Here is a 19592-nt window from a genome sequence, read left to right on the forward strand (position 1 = left end):
TCACCCGTCCCTGCCGCCGCCACGGCCCGGCGGTGAGCAGTCGCCGCGAGCCGAGCGCACGCTGAGCCTTCGCCCCCGAGTGCGCAGACGGGCCGAGAGCGGCCGCGGGCCGGTGCGCGTCCCGGGGGTGGTGTGTTGACCTTGCCGCAGCGTCAAGGTCTTCAATCGGTGCATGCGAATCGGCGAGCTCGCCGCCCTGGTCGGGGTCTCCACCCGAACCGTGCGGCACTACCACCGGCTGGGTCTCCTCCCCGAGCCCTCACGCCTGTCCAACGGCTACCGGGATTACCGCCTGCGGGACGCGGTGACCCTGGCCCGCGTACGGCGGCTGGCCGAACTCGGCCTGTCGCTGGAGGAGATCCGCGACGTGCTGGCCGACGAGCGGGGCCGGGAACTGCGCGAAGTGCTCCTGGAGCTCGACGCGGACCTGGCAAAGCAGCAGGAGAGGATCGGTGCCAGACGGCAGCGGCTGGCGGCGCTGCTGGCGGAGGCCGAGCTGCACCCCGACTCGACGGTCTCCCCCGAGATGGCGGAGGTGCTGCGCGGACTGCCCGCCGGCGGCTCGCAGTTCGCCGAGTTCGACCGGGAGATGCTCACTCTCGTCAGCACCCTGGCCGGACCCGAGGACCAGGCACACCTCGCCGGTCTGCTGCGCCCGCTCACGGAGCCCGCCGCGGTCGAGCGGGCCCACGCGCTCTACTCCCGGCTCGACGAACTCGCCGACGCCGCACCCGGCGACCCCCGCGTCGCGGCGCTCGCCGCCGACCTGGCCGCCCACATCCCCGACGAGATGGCCTCGGCGATGACCGGGAACCCGGACACGGCCACCGGCCGGCCGCCGGTGGCCGTGCCGGGCGGGAACCGGGCAGGGACGACCCTCGGAGGCGAGGACCGGGAGGACGGGCAGGACCTGGAGGGCGGCGGGCGGTGGCTGGAGAACCTGGCCGCCGAGATGTCGCCCGCGCAGATCGAGGTCTTCCGGCTGCTCATGACCCGCCTGAAGGGGGAATCGTGATGCTCCGGATCTCGCGTGCCGCCCTGCTGGCCGTGCTCCCGGCGGAGCTGCTGCTCGCGCTGCTGCTCGTCTCCGGGGTGTCGCTGCCCGGACCGGTGCTCGTCCTGGCCGAGTTCGCCGTCCTGTCGGTGGTCGTGCTGGAAGTGGTGACCGCGTCCCGGCTGTTCAGGGCCGAAGTAAGCGGCGGCGCGGGACGGCGTACGGCGCTGCGGCGGACCGTCGGACGGATGGTTCCCGTCCCGGTGCGCAGGATCGTGGGCTTCGAGTTGCGGGGCATGTCCGCGATAGCCCTGTGGGCACTGCGCCGCCGCGACGGCGTGCCGCCCGGAGCCGTCGCCCTGCCCTACTGGCGGGAACAGGCATCCACGCTGCTGGCGCTGCTGTTCGTGATGGCCGTCGAGACGGTGGGCACGGAGTTGCTGCTGCGCGCACTGGGGGCGCCCGCGGGACTGCGCGCGGTCTTCCTCGTGGTGGACGTCTACTCGGTGGTGGCGGTGCTGGCGATCCTGGCGGCCAGGGCGACCCGTCCGCACGTCGTCTCGCCCGGCGAACTGCGTATCCGCTCGGGGGTCTTCCTGGATCTGCGCGTTCCCCGCCGGCTGATCACCTCCGTCCGGCGCGTGCGCAACTACAACGAGAGCGGCATGGCCTCCGTCGAGGACGGGCGTCTCGCCGTCGCGATGTCCTCGCAGACGAATGTGCAGGCCGAGCTGAGTGAACCGGTGACGGTCGTACGTCCGCTCGGCGGCCGCGCGCAGATCACCACGATCCGCTTCTTCTCCGACATTCCGGGCACTGCGCTGGAGGTTCTCAACACCCCGGCTGCGCACGGTGAACCGTCTGCGCACGAGTGAGTGCCGCGCGCCGGGTACCCGGCTCCTGGCCGGCCCGTCCGGCAGCAGGCACCGACAGATCGGAGAAGCATGTCAACCCAGCACCCGGCAGTTCGAGGTGGCGAACGCAGGGGCCCTTTCGAGCGCCTGGCCGAGTCCGCCTCCAACGTCACCAGTTCACCGTTGTTCTACGTCTTCTGCCTGCTGCTGATCGCGGCCTTCGTCACCGTGCACCTCACCGGTGTCCCGCTGGCCTGGATGATGTTCGCCGGTGATCTGCTGGCCGCCGTCAACCTGCTTCTGCTCACGCTCCTGAAGAACACGGAGCGCAGGGCGGAACACGCCCTGCAGCGCAAACTCGACGCGATAGCCGCCGTGATGCTGGAACAGCACGAGGGCGGTACGCGGGATGCCCACGAGCGTCTGCGCGGGGCCATCCGCATGGACGAGAACGTGTGACGCCACATGTCCCGTAGCAGCGGGCGGCACCGGTGGACCGGTGCCGCCCGCCGTCGAAGGCGGCGGCCGTCACACACCTGGAATCCAGGACGCCGACAGGACGGCTGCACGCCTCGCCGGATGAGCAGCTCGGCTGCTCGCACGGCTCTCACCCCCGCGCGGCCGGTTCACGGCCGTGCGGCGGTGGAGCCGGTACCGGAGGTGCCGGGACTCAGCCCGCCTCGGCCGCGGCGATCATCTCCCGGGCCTTGCCCTCGCTCTGGTCGTAGCGGTCCGGGAAGGCGGACCGCTGGACGCTCTGCGCGAGCTCGCCCGCGGTGTAGCCGGGGTTCGCCTGGTCGTTGGGGATGGCCTGGTCCAGGAACGCGTTCGTCGCGTAGACCGGGTCCAGGATCTGCTCGGGAGTGCCCCAGCCGGCGCTCGGGCGCTGCTGGAAGACGCCGAGGGAGTCGCGGTCACCACAGTTGAGGTTGTGCATGTGGGACTCGACCCAGCCCGCCTCGAAGGCGGCGAGCATCACCTTGTCGGTGACGCCGCGGCCGCTGGCCACGTCGTGCACGGTGTTGATGATCGCGGGGTCGTAGTCCGGCGGAACCGTGCACTTCTCGTCGAGGATCTCCGCGTTGGACCGGTGGTCCCCGGCCTTCGCACCGGTTTCTCCAGCCGTGGCGGTCACTCCGAGACCGGTGGCGATGAGCACCCCGGCGGCCAGTGCGGTGGCGCTGCGGACGACCGTCTTGCGTCTGATCTTCATCGTGCTTGTCATGGGTTTTTCCTTCCAGGTGGGGGACAGGAACGCGCGTAGATGCACGCCCCTGCTGGCGCGGAACCCTGTGACTCCCGCCGGTTCCGGGCCTTGGAGTGACCTGGAGGACGGCGAGCAATCGATTTCGTGCGGGACCGTACAAGCCTGACGCTGACACGTCAATGGACGCTGGTTTTCACGCTCCAGGCACTTGGGACACATCCCCGAATCACGCAAAGCAAGCGGACAATCCCACCTTTACAGCTCCCAATTCCCGGGCCGGGGAACGGCGGCCGACACTCGGCGAAGGCATCGAAATCGATTTCACCAATGGTCCCACCAATGCCCGGTCCACGGCCCGCGCGCTCTGCATGGCGGCATGGCGGAATGACCGCAACCGGGCTGGGGACCCGGCCGGGGACAGCGAAGTATGTGACGTGCTGTGCGCGGCGGATGCGCGGGCAGCGCGCGGAAGGAAGTGGCCGGAATGCGCATCGCCTTTCTCATGGCCCCCGAAGGGGCCGAACAGGTCGAACTGACGGAACCGTGGAAGGCCGTGCAGGACGCCGGGCACTCGCCCCGGCTGGTGTCCACGGGCGCGGGCCGTGTCCAGGCGTTCAACCACCTCGACAGGGCGGACACCTTCCCCGTCGACCAGACCGTCGACGAGGCATCGGCCGAGCAGTACGACGCCCTGCTGCTGCCCGGCGGCGTGGCCAACCCGGACGCGCTGCGGCTGGACGACGACGCGGTGCGGCTGGTGAAGAGCTTCAGCGAGTCGGGCAAGCTGATCGCGGCGATCTGCCACGCCCCGTGGACGCTGATCGAGGCGGACGTCGTACGCGACCGCAGGCTCACCTCGTACCCCAGCCTGCAGACCGACCTGCGCAACGCCGGCGCGCACTGGAGCGACGAGGAGGTCGTCGTCTGCGACGACGGCCCGAACACCCTCGTCACCAGCCGCAGGCCCGACGACCTCAAGGCGTTCGACGACGCGGTGGTGGGTCTGCTCGGCGGCTGAGGTAGACATTGCCCATGGCTGAAGCTTTCACCGTCCCGGTCACCGTCCGGGGCTACGAGACGGACTCCCAGGGGCACCTCAACCAGAGCGTCTACCTCCAGTACGCGGAGCACGCCCGCTGGATGATGCTGCAGGCCGCCGGGGTCCGTCAGGCGGACCTGCTGGCCAGGGGCGTGGGCCCGGTGGCGCTGGAGACCAACATCAGATTCCGGCGGGAGCTGCGCGCGGGAGACGAGGTGGAGGTCACCTGTGCCTTCGTGTGGGGTGAGGGCAGGACCTTCAAGGTCGAGAACGACGTCCTCACCCCGCAGGGCGAGGTCGCCGCCCGGCTCACCGGCACGGGCGGGGTGATGGACCTGGAGGAGCGGCGCCTGCTGGAGGACCCGCGTGAGCCGTTCCTGGAGCTGGCCGCCCGTCCCGGACTGCTCGGCCTTGGCCCGGGGCCGGGCCAGGGCCCGGATGATCAGGACGCTGCCGGGAGCTGATCCGGGAGCCGGACCGGGAGCCGGGCCGGGCGCGCGTCAGGCCCGCAGCCGGGTCCGGGCGGGGACGGGGGTGGCTCTCCGGGGCGCACGTGCGGCGGCTTCGGGCACGGCGAAGGGCGGGGCCGGGGCAACTGTGGCCCCGGCCCCGCCCTGTGCGCTCGTCCGGCTGCTGCCGGCCCGGCGGCGCCGGTCAGACGGCGGAGCCTGCCTTCCACTCCGCCCAGTTCATGTTCCAGCCGTTGAGCCCGTTGTCCGGCTGGATCGTCTTGTCCGGGGAGCCCGTGACCTCGACGATGTCGCCGATCATCGAGTTCGAGTAGAACCAGGAGCCGTCCGTGCCCTTGTCGTCCGCGCCGCGCTTGTCCTTCAGGCCGACGCAGCCGTGGCTGGTGTTGCCCGAACCGAACGGCGCGCCCCAGTAGTTGCCGTGGATGAAGGTGCCGGACGTCGACAGGCGCATGGCGTGGGGGACGTCCTTGATGTCGTAGCCCTCGTCGCCCTTGCGGCCGAAGCCGACGGTGTCGCCGTCCATCCGGGTCTCCTTGTGCTTCTCGGAGATCACCATCTTGCCGTTGTACGTGGGGTTCTTCTCGCTGCCCGCCGAGATCGGGATGGTCTTGAGCTCCTTGCCGTCCCGCGTGACCGTCATCTTGTGGTTCTTGACGTCGACGGTGCTGACCTGCGCGCGTCCGATGTTGTAGGTGACCTGCTTGTCCTGGACACCGGTGACGTTCGGCCCGCCCTTCACACCGTCGAGGCCGAGGTCGACGGTGACCTTGGAGCCGGCCTCCCAGTACTCCTGGGGGCGGAAGTCGAGGCGGGTGTCGTCGAACCAGTGCCCGACGACCTCCTGGCCGCTGCTCGACTTGACCTTGATCGCGCTCTGCACGGCCTTCTTTTCGCTGATCGCCTTGTCGAAGTTGATCGAGACGGGCATGCCCACGCCGACGGTCTGGCCGTCCTCGCCGGTGTAGGTGCCTATGAAGCTGTTGTCGGGGGAGACGGTCGTGAACGTCGAGTTCTCCACGGCCTTGCGGCCGCCCTCGTCCTCCGCCGTCGCCGTGATCTTGTACTGGGTGGCGCGCTCGAGCTGGTCCTGCGGCTTCCACTTCTTGCCGTCACCGGACATCGAGCCCTCGACGGCCGTTCCGCCCTGCACGGCTATGAGCTTGACGTCGGTGAGCTTGCCCTTGGTGACGGCGACGTTCCCGCCGGTGTTGATGCTCGCGCCTTCCGACCCGTCCTTGGCGCCGATCTTTATTCGGGCCTCCGAGCTCTTCTTCCCGCGCGCCTCGGACTTGGCCTTCTCCGCCCCGTCCCCGCCCTCCGACGAGCTGCACGAACTCAGCACCAGCACCCCGCCGAGCAGTGCGACCGTCATCGACATCGCCTTGCGGTGCTTACCCAGCGTGCTCACAGGCTTCTCCATATGCGTCAGAATTCCAAGCTCCCCGAATCACCGCGTTCGCCCCCCTGCCGGAGCATCCCGGACATGTGCGGACCCAGCTCTACGGACCAGAACGCACTGAGGCACGTGACCGGTTCCACTCGTGACAAAACTGTGTTCCACGACACGTGGCACCGCTCACAGCCCCGGAACGTGCCGTCACGACGCCTGTGACCACACCACTTCAGCGCCGGCTGACGTCCAGGTCCTCCCCCTGATTCTCCTCCAGGTCCTCCCACGGGCAGCCGCCGGGACCGTCGAGCGCGAAGAGGTCGTCGACGTCGCCCTCGGCGAACTCCTCGCTGCCCCAACTCGCGTGCGCCAGCTCCACTCCGGGCAGCCCGCGCACGAGGTCGAAGGGGTCGACGAGGTAGGCGATGGCCTCCCCCGCGTCCGAGGCGATGGTCTCCCTCGCGTGCGACCGTTCCTCGTCCGGCATCAGCTCGTCGCGCTCCACGCGGTCCAGGGCCGCGGTGGTGAGCGCGCCCGCGTCGGCGACCTCGACGACGAGCTCCACCCGTAGCCGGATGTGCGGGGAGGGGCCGGGGCCCCCGGACGCCTCGGCGGGCCCGGCCCCGCCACGGGAGCCGGTGGACGGGGAACGCAGTGTCTCGTCAGCAGCCATGTCCGGAGCGTAGGCCGCGGCGGAGGCTCGGCTTCCGTACGACCCGCGGCTGTCTATAACATCGGCTCCCTCGCCGACAGTTCACGGCTGACCCAGCCGTCGACCGGGAAGGGGCCCTCTCCGTGTCCGCAGCCGGACCCGACACCGCGCCGGCACGCCACCGCTCCCTGGTGACGGCCACCGCGGCAGGCGCGCTGCTGTGCGCTCTCTGGTTCGTCCCCTCGGCGAACGCCAGTCCGGACGGCGGTACGGGTGCGCACGCCCGGCAGGCGGTGACGCCGGCCGCCGCGCACGGCGCCGGGCGGGCCCCGCAGGGGGCCGGCACGGCGGCACCGTCCGGCGAGGACGGCGGCTTCGGCACCCCGGCCGCCCTCGGCTGTCTCGTACTCGCGGGCACCGGCGGCGCCTTGGCCCTCCGCGCGCGCCGCCGTGGCGCCGCGTGCGCCTCTCAGACGAGTTCGCCCGTCACCGACTGAGCCGCACGCACCAGCGCCCCGGTCCCCACGAACTCCTCCGCCGCCGCCAGGTCCGGCGAGAGGAAGCGGTCCGGGCCCGGGCCCTGCACACCGGCCTCGCGCAGCGCGGCCACGATCGCCCCCGCCGCGTCCCCCGGCGTCAACCTGGCGCTCTGGGCGCGCAGTTCCACCGCACGCGCGGCCGTGTAGAGCTCGACGGCGATGACACGGGTCAGGTTGCCCACGGCCGTGCGCAGTTTCCGCGCGGCGGACCAGCCCATGGAGACGTGGTCCTCCTGCATCGCCGAGGAGGGGACGGAGTCCGCGGAGGCGGGGACGGCCAGCCGCTTCATCTCGCTGACCAGCGCCGCCTGGGTGTACTGCGCGATCATCAGACCGGAGTCGACGCCGGCGTCGTGGGCGAGGAAGGGCGGCAGACCGTGCGAACGGTTCTTGTCCAGCAGGCGGTCGGTACGGCGCTCCGCGATCGAGGCCAGATCGGCCGCGGCGACGGCGAGGAAGTCCAGTACATAGGCCACGGGTGCGCCGTGGAAGTTGCCGTTGGACTCGACGCGTCCGTCGGGCAGCACGACCGGATTGTCGACGGCGGCGGCCAGCTCGCGCCCGGCGACCGTACGGGCGTGCGCGAGGGTGTCGCGCCCGGCGCCCGCCACCTGGGGGGCGCAGCGTACCGAGTAGGCGTCCTGGACGCGGGGGGCGTCGTCCTGATGGTGACCCGTGAGTCCCGAACCGGCGAGCACTTTCAGCATGTTGGCGGCCGAGTCCGCCTGGCCGGGGTGGGGGCGGATGGCGTGCAGCTCGGGCGCGAGCACCTTGTCGGTGCCCAGCAGGGCCTCCATGGTGAGCGCGGCCGTGATGTCGGCGGAGGTGAAGAGGCGCGCGAGGTCGGCGGAGGCGAGGATCAGCATTCCGAGCATGCCGTCGGTCCCGTTGAGGAGTGCCAGCCCTTCCTTCTCGCGCAGTTCCACGGGGGTGATGCCGTGCGCCGCGAGCAGTTCGGCGGCGGGCGCGAGACCGCCGTCCGGTCCCTCGGCGTCCCCTTCGCCCATCAGGGTCAGTGCGCAGTGGGAGAGGGGTGCGAGGTCGCCGGAGCAGCCCAGTGAGCCGTACTCGTGGACGACGGGCGTGATCCCGGCGTTCAGCAGTTCCGCCATCGACCGGGCGACCTCGGCCCGTACGCCCGTACGCCCGGAGGCGAGCGTCTTCAGCCGCAGGAACATCAGGGCGCGCACGACCTCGCGCTCCACGCGGGGGCCCATGCCGGCGGCGTGCGAGCGCACGATGTTGCGCTGGAGCTGTGCGCGCAGGCCGGGGCTGATGTGGCGCACGGCGAGTGCGCCGAACCCGGTGGAGACGCCGTAGACGGGGTCCGGCTTGGCCGCCAGCTCCTCGATGTGGCGGCGAGAGGCGTCCAGTGCGGCCAGCGCCTGTGCCGACAGCTCCACTCGGGCGCCGTCCCGGGCGACCGCGACGACGTCCTCGGGGCTCGTGCCGGAGTCGCCCAGCACCACGGTGTGCATACTCATATTCAGGCACCCTAAAGAGTGAATCGATTCCTGTCACGACCGGGTGCCGCCGAACACAGCGCGCGAGGCGTACGCGGCCCCTCTCACCCCGCGGATCTCACCCCGCGAATCTCACCCCGTGGAGCGGCCGTCCGCCCGGGGCGGGGTGCCGGGCGGGTGCGGCGGGTCCGCCGCGTCCGCCGGGTCCGCGCCGTCGCCGCGGAAGTGGCGGCGGAAGTGGCGACGGTCGCCCACGGGCGGCGCCTGGGCTGCCTCCTCCGCCTCCGAGGCGTCGGCGAGCCGGACGACCGGGTCCGCGACGCCCCCGTCGCGCCCGGCCACCACGGGCTTGCGCGCCCGTGCCGCCTTCGCGCGGTACTGCGCGGCGTCGGCGAGCCGGAAGAGCCGCGCGGGAGACCGCACGGGGCCGATCGGGTCACCCGTGGAGGCGACGCCGCACGCGACCCCGTCCCCGGCGGGCAGGCCGCACGCCTTGCGGCAGACCTCCTCGGCGGCCCGTACGACCTCGTCGGCGTCGGGGCCCACCGTCAGCAGGCAGAACTCGTCACCGCCCAGCCGCGCCGCCAGAGCCCCCGGCAGCGTCGCGCCGCACAGCGACAGCACCATCCCGAAGCGCTCCAGCAGCCGGTCGCCCGCGGCGTGGCCGAGTTCGTCGTTGACGCGCTTGAGTCCGTTGACGTCGCAGACGACGAGGCTGACGACGGAACCGTCCTCGCGGTGCCGCTCCAGGCCGTCCTCCAGCTTCCCCTCGATGGCGCGGCGGTTGGCCAGGCCCGTGAGCTGGTCGGTGAAGGCGAGACGCCGTACCTCCTCCAGCTGCTCGTTCTGGGCGATTCCCGCGGCGATGATCTCGGCGAGTATCGCGGCGAAGTGCGCGTCGGAGCGGTCGAAGACCGCCCCGCCCCTTCCGCGGGCCACGTACAGCTCCCCCCAGGCACGGCCGTGCAGCACGATCGGTGCGACCACGCAGCACCCCCGGCCGCGGCGGCGCAGCGCGGCCGCCCGCGGATGGGACGGCGGCCCCTCGGGCAGACCGTGCCGCGGTTCGGCCGTCTCGACCCACGCCTGCGGCTCGTCCTTGCCGTCCAGGGCCCACCGCTCACGCAGCGGCTCGGTGATCTCCGGGAAGTCGTGCACCGGGTAGGACTCGTCCTCGGGGAACTCGCTCTCCCCCACGGCGAGCTCCCCGACGTTGACCAGCACGTCCAGCCGTCCGCGCGCCCGGTCCCAGGCGGAGACGGCGGCGAACGTGGCGTCCATCGCGGCGCACGCCCGTACGGCCGCCGCCCGAGCGACCTCGCGGTGCGTGGGCTGCCGGGGGTGCGCCTCAAGGAAGCGCTGCGCGGTGGCCATGGCCTGCGCCAGCTCGACCACTGCCCGCAGCCGGGGGTCCTCTCCCATGTGGCCAGGCTAGGAGCGTTCGGCCCGCCCCGCCGGGTGGGTTGCTCCCGGCCGCCGCCCGAGGCGGGCTCCATGGACCGCCGCCGTGGGGCGGCGGTCCGCGGCCCGGGCCCCGCTGTCGCCGGCCTTACGGGCCCGCCGCCCCGTCACTCACCGGGCCACTGCGGCTTCCGCTTCTCGTTGAAGGCGGCCACTCCCTCGGTGCGGTCGCCGGAGAAGGCGACACCGCGCCAGGCCGCGTCCTCGATCTCCAGGCCCGCACGCAGGTCCATGCCCCAGCCCGTGCGCAGGGCACGCTTGGCCGCGCGCAGCCCGACGGGTGAGTTCGCGGCGATGCGGGCGGCCAGTGCGAGCGCCTCGTCCCTGTCCTGTCCGGCTCCGGCGAGCTGGTCCACCAGGCCGAGTTGACGCGCCTCGGACGCCTCGACCCGGCGCGCGGAGAAGATCAGCTCGGCGGCGCGGGCCGCACCCACCCTGCGGGGCAGCAGCTGTGTGCCGCCGCCGCCCGGGATGACCCCCACCGACACCTCGGGCAGCCCGACGACGGCGCTGGGGTCGGCCACGATCAGGTCGCAGGACAGGGCGAGTTCGAACCCGCCGCCGAGCGCGAAACCGTGCACGGCGGCGATGGTCGGCATCGGCAGCTCCAGCACCCCGGTGTAGGCGGCGCGTGCCGTCGGACGGTGGCGGCTGAGCTCGGCGTCGCTCAGGGAGTTGCGCTCCTTGAGATCGGCGCCGACGCAGAACGCCCGCTCGTGCGTCGAGCTGAGCACGGTGGCGCGTACGTCGCTGTCGGCGGCAAGGGCGGCGCACGCTTCGGCGAGACGGGCGGCGAGTTCGGCGGAGACCGCGTTCATGGCGCCGGGGCGGTCCAGCACGAGTTCGGCGACGTGGTTGCCGGCGTCCTTGCGGACCACGATCCACTCGCCGTAGCGCTCTTCGCTCACCGTGCTCATACGACCCTCCGGTTAACGCTCGCTCACCACTGTCGCGGGCAACCTTACGGTCAGCACGGTGGGACGAGCGGCGCCGGGCGGTCACCGCGCCCCTCGCGCAGGGCCGTTGACCGGTGCGGGGAAGGCAGTGAGCACGGTGACAGGACCGGACGCGCGGGGCTGCGGAGGCGGGAGAGCGCGGTGGCGGGAAGTCCGGGACGGCGGGCGAACGACGTGAGGCGGGAACAGCGCAGGCACGGAGGAGTGGAGGCTCCGGGACGCGGAGGCGCGGGGACGCGGGGCGGTCTCAGCGCCGGCCGAGCATCCACGGCTCGACGACGCCAAGCCCCCGCACGGGCCGCTGGTAGAGCGGCTGGAGCGCGAAGCGGTACCCGCTCAGGTCCTCGGTCTCCTTCTCCGACTCCGGAGCGTCGCCCGCCGCGATCAGCTCCGACCGGAATGCGCCGTCGACGAGGACACGGTCCTTGGGCGCTATCGACGTCAGCCTGCTGGCGAGGTTGACGGTGTTGCCGAAGACGTCGCCCATGCGCGTCGTCATCGTGCCGAAGGCGATGCCGACGCGCAGTTCGGGCATCGTCTGGTCGTTCGCCATGGTCTCGATCAGCCGAAGCCCGATCTCCGCGGCCGTCCCCGCCGTCTCGGCAACGTAGAGCACCTCGTCGCCGAGCGCCTTGATCAGACGGCCGCCGTTCGCGGCGACCAGATCGGCGGCCGTCGTCTCGAACGCCTCGACCAGCTCGCCCAGTTCGTCGTCCTCCAGCCGGCGGGTCAGCCGCGTGAAGCCGACCAGGTCGGCGAAGGCGATGGCCTGCCGCCGTGCCACGGCGTCCTCGTCGTCCAGCGCCTGCACGACCCGGCCCGTCGCCGCGGCGAGCTGCCGCCGCCACACGTACACCAGGAACTCCTGCAGCTCGGGCAGGAGCAGCTCCACCAGCGGATATGTGACCTCGTTACGGCTCATGCCGGCCTCGGGAGGCTCGGTGAGGCCCATCAGGAAGGAGTCGATCTGCCAGTCGGCCAGGCGGGAGGTCGTCTGCCCGGTCGACCGTGCGACCTGCACGGCCGTCGTCTCGCTGAGCAGCCCGGCCTCCACAAGGCCCGCCAGCCGGCGCAGCGCCAGTACGTCCGCCTCGGTCAGCGCCCGCGCCTGCCCCACGTCGGCGAAGCCCATGGCCCGCCAGAAACGGGAGGCGAGCTCCATGGAGACGCCTGCGGCGCGGGCCGCCTGGAACGGCGTGTACTGCCGGCCGGAGCCGAGGATGAGCTCCTCGATGCGCTGCGCGCTGTGGTCGTCGTCGGAACCCTCAAGGGCGTCGGCCGGCTCGTGGTCACCGGTGCCGGTGCCTTCTTCCGGGGCGTCCGCGCCTTCCGCGTCGTCGGGGACGTCCTCCCGGGGGGCTTTCGCCCGTCCCGCCGGGTCCACCGGACGGAGCGGGGCGCCCGGTGCCTCCGCTGTACGCGGTGCCTCCGCCGTGCGCGGTACGTCCCCCGGCCCGGGTTCCGGTGCCGGCTGCGGCCCGGACGGACGCGCGGGAGTGTCCGGTTCATCGTCGGCCACTGTCCGCCCCTCGCCAGGTCCGCTCGTCCCTGCGCACTGCCCTTCCGTTCTCTTGCCCGGATCCTCCGGGGATCACCGGGACGCGCTGCGCACGCGTCCCCTCCGCCGCGTGCCCACAATACGGCAGCAGCGCGCTGAACTGGTCCCTCTGCGAACGCAGCGACAACTCGCGGCCACCGCCCCGGCGGATCACCGGTGTGCCGCCGCCCCGCGCCACTCTCACGCCCCCGTGCCGCCGTGCCCCCGCAGATGCACGATGTCGCCCGCCGCGACGGGCCGCTGCACCCCGTCCTCCGTCGCGATCACCAGCCGCCCATCGCTGTCGACCGCCACCGCCTCACCGGTCACCTCCCGCCCGCCGGGCAGCTCCGCCCGCACGGTACGGCCGAGCGTCCCGCACACCGCCGCGTACGCCTCCAGCAGACCGCTGCTGAGCGGGTCGCCGTCCGCGGAGCTGAAGCGGCCGTACCAGTCCTCGACCGAGCGCAGCACGGCACGCAGCAGGGGGTCGCGGTCGGTGCCGGCGGCGCCCGCGAGCACGAGCGATCCCGCTGTGGGCACGGGCAGTTCGAAGGCGCGCTGGGAGACGTTGAGCCCGATGCCGAGGACGACCGCGGCGTCACCGTCCCCGGCCCCGGCAACTTCAGCCGCCTCCCCCGCCTGTCCCGTCCGGGCCCCCGCGGCCTGCGCCCGGGAGGGCAGCGCCGTGCGCTCGGAGAGGACGCCGCCCGTCTTGCGCTCCTCGCCCTCGGTCTCGATGAGGATGTCGTTGGGCCACTTCAGCCGGGCGTCCGCGCCCGCCGTCCGGGCGATGGCAGCCGCTGCCGCCACCCCCGCGAGCAGCGGCAGCCAGCCCCAGCGCTCCTGCGGCACCCGCGGCTCCAGCAGGACGGAGACGAAGATCCCGGAGCGCGCCGGTGCCGTCCACTCGCGGTCCATGCGGCCCCGGCCGGCGGTCTGCTCCTCCGCGACGAGTACGGCGCCCTCCCGCGCGGTCCCCTCACGCGCCCGCTGCGCCAGGTCGGAGTTGGTCGAGCCCGTGCTCTCCACCACCTCCAGCGACGTCCACAGACTGTCCTGCCTGATCAGGGCTCGGCGCAGCGAAGGAGCGCTGAGCGGCGGGCGGCTGAGGTCGGACCAGCGGCTTGAGGAGTCCTCGGACGGGTTCGGCGTCATGGCGCCAGGGTAGGGCGGCGGCGGGCACACCGCGTGCGCGGCGTGACCGCACGGCGGAGTTCCCCGGCGGGTGCCGGCCGGGAGGCGGGCGAGTACGGAGGCGGCGCCGGCAGTGTGGCCAACGCCGCACCGACGAACGGCCGCTTCACGGATAGCCTACGAACCGGTAGCCGCACGCTGACGAGTAGGAGCCGCACGCTGATGTCCGAGCAGCAGAGCCCAGCCCCCGACGATCAGCAGCGCCACACGACCGCGGGCAAGATCGCGGATTTCGAGCGCCGCGCTGCTGAGGCGACGCACGCGGGCTCCGAGCGCGCGGTGGAGAAACAGCACGCGAAGGGCAAGCTCACCGCACGCGAACGGGTCGATCTGCTGCTGGACGAGGGCAGCTTCACGGAGCTGGACGAGTTCGCCCGGCACCGCTCCACCAACTTCGGCCTGGAGAACAACCGCCCCTACGGGGACGGGGTCGTCACCGGCTACGGCACGGTCGACGGCCGTCCGGTGTGCGTCTATTCACAGGACTTCACCATCTTCGGCGGCTCTCTCGGCGAGGTGTACGGCGAGAAGATCGTCAAGGTCATGGACTTCGCGCTGAAGAACGGCTGTCCGGTCGTCGGCATCAACGACGGCGGCGGGGCACGCATCCAGGAAGGGGTCGTGGCACTCGGGCTCTTCGCGGAGATCTTCCGCCGGAACGTGCACGCCTCCGGTGTCGTCCCCCAGATCAGCCTCATCGTCGGCCCCTGCGCCGGCGGCGCCGTCTACTCCCCCGCCATCACCGACTTCACCGTGATGGTGGACCAGACCTCGCACATGTTCATCACGGGTCCGGACGTGATCAAGACGGTCACGGGTGAGGACGTCGGCTTCGAGGAGCTGGGCGGCGCCCGTACACACAACACGACATCCGGCGTCGCCCACCACATGTCGGGCGACGAGAAGGACGCCGTGGAGTACGTCAAGGCGCTGCTGTCCTACCTGCCGTCCAACAACCTCTCGGAGCCGCCGGTCTTCCCCGAGGACGCCGATCTGGAGACCTCGGACGACGACCGCGAGCTGGACACGCTGATCCCGGACTCCGCGAACCAGCCCTACGACATGCACTCCGCCATCGAGCACGTGCTGGACGACGGCGAATTCCTGGAGACGCAGGCGCTGTTCGCGCCGAACATCATCACGGGCTTCGGGCGGGTCGAGGGCCACTCGGTCGGCGTGGTCGCCAACCAGCCGATGCAGTTCGCGGGTTGCCTGAACATCGACGCCAGCGAGAAGGCGGCGCGCTTCGTGCGCACCTGCGACGCCTACAACGTCCCCGTCATCACATTCGTGGACGTGCCGGGCTTCCTGCCGGGCACCGACCAGGAGTACGACGGCATCATCCGGCGCGGCGCCAAGCTGATCTACGCCTACGCGGAGGCGACGGTGCCGCTGATCACCGTCATCACCCGCAAGGCGTTCGGCGGGGCCTACGACGTGATGGGGTCCAAGCATCTGGGCGCCGACCTCAACTTCGCCTGGCCCACCGCCCAGATCGCGGTCATGGGCGCCCAGGGGGCCGTCAACATCCTGTACCGCAAGCGGCTCGCGGGTGCCGAGTCCGGCGAGGAACGCGAGAAGCTGCGGGCGGAGCTGACACAGGAGTACGAGGACGCGCTGCTGAACCCGTATTCCGCTGCCGAACGCGGGTACGTGGACGCTGTGATCATGCCGTCCGAGACCCGCCGCCACATCACGCGCGGTCTTCGCACGCTCCGCTCCAAGCGAGAGCAGCTTCCCCCCAAGAAACACGGCAACATCCCGCTGTAAGGAGGCCGTTGCGATGCTTGAGCCCACGACAGGGGAGAACCCTCCGTTCCCGCCGATCAAGGTGGTGCGGGGCAATCCGACCCCGGAGGAGCTGGCCGCGGCCCTGGCGGTGGTCAGAGCACGGGCGGCGGCCGCGATGGTCTCCGGCGGACCGGCGTCCCGGACCGCCGACGAGTGGTCGGACCCGGCCCGTACGGTGCCGCGGCGGCTGCCGCACCCGGGGCCGAAGGCGTGGCGTACGAGCTACTGGCCCGCCTGACACCGCCGGTCCCGTCACGGGACGTCCGGCCGCGTCACGTCCGTCACTTCGGTTACGCCGCCTTGCGGCACCGCCCGGCTCCGGCACCGTCCACCGGGCGGTGCCGGAAGGCGCGAATGAGTACGCGTACTCAGGCGCCGCGCCGCGCCGGCGCAGCAGCATGGACGTCATGCTGCTGTCCGACCCCCCTGACGAGCCGCCGAACCAGATGCGCGCGACCATGGCGATGCTGCGGCGGCTGGGCTGGCTGCTGCCCGTCACCGTCGTGGCCTCGCTCGTGCTCGTCAACGTTCGCTGAACGCGGGCGCCCGCGATGCCGTGCGGCGCTCTCGCGGCCGGGGAGCCTCCCTACGATGGCGGCATGACCTCTCAGCCCGCACGCCCCTCGCAGTCCCGGCCCTCCTCCCCGTCCACGGGCCGCCGGCTCGTCCTCGCCTCCGCCTCCCCCGCGCGTCTGGGGCTGCTGCGGCAGGCAGGGCTGGCGCCCGAAGTGATCGTCAGCGGAGTCGACGAGGACGCGCTGACGGCCCCGGACCCCGGTGCGCTGGCACGGGTGCTGGCGGAGGCGAAGGCCGCGGCGGTGGCGGCCCGTCCGGAGGCGGCGGACGCGCTCGTGGTGGGCTGCGACTCGGTGCTGGAGCTGGACGGGCAGCCGCTGGGCAAGCCCGCAGACGCGGAGGAGGCCACCGCCCGCTGGAAGGCGATGCGGGGACGCTCCGGGGTGCTGCAGACGGGCCACTGCGTCATCGACGTACGGGAGGGCACGCGCACTTCGGCGACCTCCGCGACCACCGTGCACTTCGGCGAACCGACGGACGCGGAGATCGCCGCATATGTCGCCTCGGGTGAACCCCTGCACGTCGCGGGCGCGTTCACCCTCGACGGACGCTCCGCACCCTTCGTCGACGGGATCGACGGGGACCACGGCACCGTCATCGGGCTGTCGATGCCGCTGCTGCGCAGGCTCCTCGCACAGCTGGGAGTGACCGTCACCGACCTGTGGGCGTGAACCTCCGTCCGCCCCCGCGCGAACGAACGTCCGCCGCCGCGCGGGCCGTCGGGCCCACGGCAGCGCGACGGACCCCCGCGGGACTACGTCGCGGTGGGCTCGGGGCCCGGCACGCCGGCCGGCGAAGTCTCCTTCGCCGGCGACTCGTCGACGCTGTAACACACCAGCGACCAGACGATCAGCCCCAGCACGAGCATCATGAACAGGAACGCGACCCAGCCGACCAGTCCGACCGAGGCCGCCCCGAGCAGGCCGTGCACCACGGCGGCACTGATGAGGACGATGCGCAGCAGCCCGGCCGGCGCCCTGTCGCGTACGGCGGTACGGAGCAACACCCCCGCGCACAGCAGCAGATAGCCACCGAAGAGGGCGCCCGCGACCACCGCCGAGAGGGACATCGAGCGGGGTTCGAGCCCTGCCATGGACATCTGCTGCGCGTCCACGACCATGCCGAGAAAGATGTTCAGCAGAACGATGCCGACCGCCTCGACGGCAAGTATCAGCGCCGCGGCCGCAGCCACGGTTCGTCTGAGTCCCACCCCGCCCACCCTCTTCCGATTTCCCGCCGCCCGGACCGATGTTGTCCGTTACCTGGAGTACGTCTCCATCGCACCGCGAACGCTACTTACGGGTATCACACCGGGCAAGAGGATCGACGCGAAGCAAAGTTTGCCCCCGTGGTTCATAGGAACCCCACAAAGACCGGGCGATCCGGCGTGCGGTCGCACGCGGAGACCTTGCCCACATGCACCGATCCGCAGGCTGCGCCGAAAACCCGGCGTACCTTGGGATGACAGGGAACACCCCGGGCCGGGTCGCCCGCACGTCACACTCCGTGTGGGCAAGCTCACGCCCATGAGCGACTCGGCCTGCGGTGTCGCCTGTACCTAAACTCATCACGTCAATCTTGTTGCGGCGCAGCGCCAAGTAGGGAGTCATCGTGCGCAAGGTGCTCATCGCCAACCGCGGCGAAATCGCTGTTCGCGTCGCCCGCGCCTGCCGGGACGCGGGGATCGCCAGCGTCGCGGTCTATGCCGAGCCGGACCGGGACGGGCTGCACGTCCGGGCGGCCGACGAGGCATTCGCGCTGGGCGGTGACACTCCGGCGGCCAGCTACCTCGACATGGACAAGGTCCTCAAGGCGGCCGCCGACTCCGGCGCGGACGCCGTCCACCCCGGATACGGGTTCCTCTCCGAGAACGCCGAGTTCGCCCAGGCCGTCCTCGACGCGGGCCTGACCTGGATCGGGCCTCCGCCGGAGGCAATCCGCGGCCTCGGCGACAAGGTCGCCGCACGGCACATCGCGGAACGTGCCGGTGCCCCGCTGGTCGCGGGCACGAAGGACCCCGTCTCCGGCGCCGACGAGGTCGTCGCGTTCGCCGAGGAGAACGGGCTGCCCATCGCCATCAAGGCCGCCTTCGGCGGCGGCGGCCGCGGCCTGAAGGTCGCCCGCTCGCTGGACGAGGTCGCGGAGCTGTACGACTCGGCGGTACGGGAGGCGGTGGCCGCGTTCGGCCGCGGCGAGTGCTTCGTGGAGCGCTACCTGGACCGTCCCCGGCACGTGGAGACACAGTGCCTGGCCGACAAGCACGGCAACGTGGTCGTCGTCTCCACCCGCGACTGCTCTCTGCAGCGCCGCCACCAGAAGCTCGTCGAGGAAGCACCCGCCCCCTTCCTGACCGACGAGCAGAACGCCGAGCTGTACCGCGCCTCGAAGGCGATCCTCAAGGAAGCGGGCTACTCCGGCGCCGGCACCTGCGAGTTCCTCGTGGGCCAGGACGGCACGATCTCCTTCCTGGAGGTCAACACCCGCCTCCAGGTCGAGCATCCGGTGACCGAGGAGGTCACCGGCATCGACCTCGTACGGGAGATGTTCCGCATCGCCGACGGCGAGGCCCTGGACTACGACGACCCGCAACTGCGCGGCCACTCCTTCGAGTTCCGCATCAACGGCGAGGACCCCGGCCGCAACTTCCTGCCCGCGCCCGGAACCGTCACCACCTTCGCCCCGCCGTCCGGCCCCGGCGTCCGGCTGGACGCCGGAGTGGAGTCCGGCAGCGTCATCGGCCCCGCCTGGGACTCCCTGCTGGCCAAACTGATCGTCACCGGCGCCACCCGGCAGCAGGCGCTCCAGCGCGCCGCACGCGCGCTGGAGGAGTTCACCGTCGAAGGAATGGCCACCGCCATCCCCTTCCACCGCGTCGTCGTGCGGGACGCGGCCTTCGCCCCCGAGGTCAACGGCAGCCCCGACGCCGCGTTCGACGTCCACACCCGGTGGATCGAGACGGAGTTCGTCAACGACATCAAGCCCTTCGCGGCCACGGGTTCCGAGACGGACGAGGAGGACGCCACCCGCGAGACCGTCGTCGTCGAGGTCGGCGGCAAGCGCCTGGAGGTCTCCCTCCCCTCCTCCCTCGGCGTCTCCGCGGCGCCGGCGGGCGGCGGGAGCAAGAAACCCAAGCGCAAGGCGTCCAAGAAGGCAGGCAGTGCGGCGTCCGGCGACGCACTGGCCTCCCCGATGCAGGGCACCATCGTGAAGGTGGCCGTGGAGGAGGGCCAGCACGTCGAGGAGGGCGAACTCGTCGTCGTACTGGAGGCGATGAAGATGGAACAGCCTCTCAACGCCCACCGCTCCGGCACCGTCAAGGACCTGCACGCCGAGGTCGGCGGCTCGCTGTCGGCGGGCACCGTCATCTGCGAGATCAAGGACTGACACCTCGACGGACCCCGTCCGCGGCGAGTTCGGCGCGGACCGCCGCCGCGGACGGCGAACCGCCCCCCGGTGGACGCCC

General features: G+C 72.0%; 20 protein-coding genes. 11 read left to right on the plus strand and 9 right to left on the minus strand.

Annotated features, from left to right (window positions below; all coding sequences use genetic code 11):
• The first annotated feature begins 172 nt into the window (after positions 1–172).
• The 3 genes from H343_RS29915 (at position 173) to H343_RS0109930 (ending at position 2307) form a co-directional block, all read left to right on the plus strand.
• A complete protein-coding gene (locus tag H343_RS29915) occupies positions 173–1015 on the plus strand; it encodes a MerR family transcriptional regulator (protein WP_037903133.1) in 843 nt (280 codons plus the stop codon).
• Complete coding sequence (locus tag H343_RS29920; protein WP_199778907.1) at positions 1012–1869, plus strand: hypothetical protein; 858 nt, start codon at positions 1012–1014, stop codon at positions 1867–1869. Before H343_RS29915 ends, H343_RS29920 begins: the two co-directional genes overlap by 4 nt.
• A gap of 69 nt (positions 1870–1938) precedes the next feature.
• Complete coding sequence (locus tag H343_RS0109930; RefSeq protein ID WP_028431004.1) at positions 1939–2307, plus strand: hypothetical protein; 369 nt, start codon at positions 1939–1941, stop codon at positions 2305–2307.
• Positions 2308–2518: 211 nt separating this feature from the next.
• Here H343_RS0109930 and H343_RS29925 read toward each other — a convergent pair whose 3' ends face one another.
• Entirely contained in the window at positions 2519–3073 is a 555-nt protein-coding gene (locus tag H343_RS29925) for a hypothetical protein (protein ID WP_051264892.1), read from the minus strand.
• A 466-nt stretch (positions 3074–3539) separates the two neighbouring features.
• On the opposite strand from H343_RS29925, the gene H343_RS0109940 reads away from it, so the two are divergent.
• A complete protein-coding gene (locus H343_RS0109940; RefSeq protein ID WP_028431005.1) occupies positions 3540–4073 on the plus strand; it encodes a type 1 glutamine amidotransferase domain-containing protein in 534 nt (177 codons plus the stop codon).
• Positions 4074–4087: 14 nt separating this feature from the next.
• The gene (locus tag H343_RS29930) at positions 4088–4558 is read left to right on the plus strand and encodes an acyl-CoA thioesterase (protein WP_051264894.1); all 471 of its coding nucleotides are present in this window, start codon (positions 4088–4090) and stop codon (positions 4556–4558) included.
• 190 nt (positions 4559–4748) lie between these two features.
• Here H343_RS29930 and H343_RS0109950 read toward each other — a convergent pair whose 3' ends face one another.
• Both H343_RS0109950 and H343_RS0109955 read right to left on the minus strand, forming a co-directional pair.
• Complete coding sequence (locus tag H343_RS0109950) at positions 4749–5987, minus strand: Ig-like domain-containing protein (protein ID WP_028431006.1); 1239 nt, start codon at positions 5985–5987, stop codon at positions 4749–4751.
• Positions 5988–6189: 202 nt separating this feature from the next.
• On the minus strand, positions 6190–6630 hold the full coding sequence (locus tag H343_RS0109955; RefSeq protein WP_486586845.1) for a hypothetical protein: 441 nt from the start codon (positions 6628–6630) through the stop codon (positions 6190–6192).
• A 122-nt stretch (positions 6631–6752) separates the two neighbouring features.
• On the opposite strand from H343_RS0109955, the gene H343_RS33555 reads away from it, so the two are divergent.
• Positions 6753–7106 (plus strand): hypothetical protein, encoded by a 354-nt coding sequence (locus tag H343_RS33555; RefSeq protein ID WP_051264896.1) that lies wholly within the window; start codon positions 6753–6755, stop codon positions 7104–7106.
• Here the strand turns inward: H343_RS33555 and hutH are convergent.
• The 5 genes from hutH to H343_RS0109985 form a co-directional block, all read right to left on the minus strand.
• Positions 7079–8626, minus strand: coding sequence for a histidine ammonia-lyase (gene hutH, locus H343_RS0109965; RefSeq protein WP_028431008.1), 1548 nt, complete (start codon positions 8624–8626; stop codon positions 7079–7081). The two genes, H343_RS33555 and hutH, sit on opposite strands and share 28 nt — an antisense overlap.
• Positions 8627–8743: 117 nt before the next feature.
• A complete protein-coding gene (locus H343_RS29940; protein ID WP_078505318.1) occupies positions 8744–10033 on the minus strand; it encodes a GGDEF domain-containing protein in 1290 nt (429 codons plus the stop codon).
• Between the two features lie 146 nt (positions 10034–10179).
• A complete protein-coding gene (locus H343_RS0109975) occupies positions 10180–10989 on the minus strand; it encodes an enoyl-CoA hydratase-related protein (protein ID WP_028431009.1) in 810 nt (269 codons plus the stop codon).
• 286 nt (positions 10990–11275) lie between these two features.
• Positions 11276–12412 (minus strand): adenylate/guanylate cyclase domain-containing protein, encoded by a 1137-nt coding sequence (locus H343_RS0109980; protein ID WP_028431010.1) that lies wholly within the window; start codon positions 12410–12412, stop codon positions 11276–11278.
• A 354-nt stretch (positions 12413–12766) separates the two neighbouring features.
• On the minus strand, positions 12767–13723 hold the full coding sequence (locus tag H343_RS0109985) for a biotin--[acetyl-CoA-carboxylase] ligase (protein ID WP_028431011.1): 957 nt from the start codon (positions 13721–13723) through the stop codon (positions 12767–12769).
• A gap of 201 nt (positions 13724–13924) precedes the next feature.
• Between H343_RS0109985 and H343_RS0109990 the strand changes: the two genes are divergently transcribed.
• From H343_RS0109990 to H343_RS0110005, 4 genes are all read left to right on the plus strand, one after another.
• Positions 13925–15532 carry an acyl-CoA carboxylase subunit beta gene (locus H343_RS0109990; protein WP_028431012.1) on the plus strand — a complete coding sequence of 536 codons (1608 nt, stop codon included), beginning with the start codon at positions 13925–13927 and terminating at the stop codon, positions 15530–15532.
• Between the two features lie 13 nt (positions 15533–15545).
• Entirely contained in the window at positions 15546–15791 is a 246-nt protein-coding gene (locus H343_RS0109995) for an acyl-CoA carboxylase epsilon subunit (protein ID WP_051264897.1), read from the plus strand.
• A 169-nt stretch (positions 15792–15960) separates the two neighbouring features.
• The gene (mmpB, locus tag H343_RS35870; protein ID WP_486586846.1) at positions 15961–16089 is read left to right on the plus strand and encodes a morphogenic membrane protein MmpB; all 129 of its coding nucleotides are present in this window, start codon (positions 15961–15963) and stop codon (positions 16087–16089) included.
• Between the two features lie 63 nt (positions 16090–16152).
• A complete protein-coding gene (locus H343_RS0110005) occupies positions 16153–16800 on the plus strand; it encodes a Maf-like protein (protein WP_028431014.1) in 648 nt (215 codons plus the stop codon).
• A gap of 83 nt (positions 16801–16883) precedes the next feature.
• Here H343_RS0110005 and H343_RS29945 read toward each other — a convergent pair whose 3' ends face one another.
• The gene (locus tag H343_RS29945) at positions 16884–17321 is read right to left on the minus strand and encodes a hypothetical protein (RefSeq protein WP_037903134.1); all 438 of its coding nucleotides are present in this window, start codon (positions 17319–17321) and stop codon (positions 16884–16886) included.
• Between the two features lie 419 nt (positions 17322–17740).
• Between H343_RS29945 and H343_RS0110015 the strand changes: the two genes are divergently transcribed.
• Positions 17741–19513 (plus strand): ATP-binding protein, encoded by a 1773-nt coding sequence (locus tag H343_RS0110015; protein WP_028431015.1) that lies wholly within the window; start codon positions 17741–17743, stop codon positions 19511–19513.
• Positions 19514–19592 lie beyond the last annotated feature (79 nt).

Source organism: Streptomyces sp. TAA204 (assembly GCF_000424965.1).

Excerpts from the sequence above, each read along its gene's own strand:
- H343_RS29915 (WP_037903133.1), top strand. The coding sequence starts at position 173 with ATGCGAATCGGCGAGCTCGCCGCCCTGGTCGGGGTCTCCACCCGAACC.
- H343_RS0109995 (WP_051264897.1), top strand. The coding sequence starts at position 15,546 with ATGCTTGAGCCCACGACAGGGGAGAACCCTCCGTTCCCGCCGATCAAG.
- H343_RS0109985 (WP_028431011.1), bottom strand. The coding sequence starts at position 13,723 with ATGACGCCGAACCCGTCCGAGGACTCCTCAAGCCGCTGGTCCGACCTC.
- mmpB (WP_486586846.1), top strand. The coding sequence starts at position 15,961 with ATGCTGCTGTCCGACCCCCCTGACGAGCCGCCGAACCAGATGCGCGCG.
- H343_RS0109990 (WP_028431012.1), top strand. The coding sequence starts at position 13,925 with ATGTCCGAGCAGCAGAGCCCAGCCCCCGACGATCAGCAGCGCCACACG.
- H343_RS0110005 (WP_028431014.1), top strand. The coding sequence starts at position 16,153 with ATGACCTCTCAGCCCGCACGCCCCTCGCAGTCCCGGCCCTCCTCCCCG.
- H343_RS29925 (WP_051264892.1), bottom strand. The coding sequence starts at position 3,073 with ATGACAAGCACGATGAAGATCAGACGCAAGACGGTCGTCCGCAGCGCC.
- H343_RS0109955 (WP_486586845.1), bottom strand. The coding sequence starts at position 6,630 with ATGGCTGCTGACGAGACACTGCGTTCCCCGTCCACCGGCTCCCGTGGC.
- H343_RS0109975 (WP_028431009.1), bottom strand. The coding sequence starts at position 10,989 with ATGAGCACGGTGAGCGAAGAGCGCTACGGCGAGTGGATCGTGGTCCGC.
- H343_RS29930 (WP_051264894.1), top strand. The coding sequence starts at position 4,088 with ATGGCTGAAGCTTTCACCGTCCCGGTCACCGTCCGGGGCTACGAGACG.
- H343_RS29940 (WP_078505318.1), bottom strand. The coding sequence starts at position 10,033 with ATGGGAGAGGACCCCCGGCTGCGGGCAGTGGTCGAGCTGGCGCAGGCC.
- H343_RS0109950 (WP_028431006.1), bottom strand. The coding sequence starts at position 5,987 with ATGGAGAAGCCTGTGAGCACGCTGGGTAAGCACCGCAAGGCGATGTCG.
- hutH (WP_028431008.1), bottom strand. The coding sequence starts at position 8,626 with ATGCACACCGTGGTGCTGGGCGACTCCGGCACGAGCCCCGAGGACGTC.
- H343_RS0109930 (WP_028431004.1), top strand. The coding sequence starts at position 1,939 with ATGTCAACCCAGCACCCGGCAGTTCGAGGTGGCGAACGCAGGGGCCCT.
- H343_RS0109940 (WP_028431005.1), top strand. The coding sequence starts at position 3,540 with ATGCGCATCGCCTTTCTCATGGCCCCCGAAGGGGCCGAACAGGTCGAA.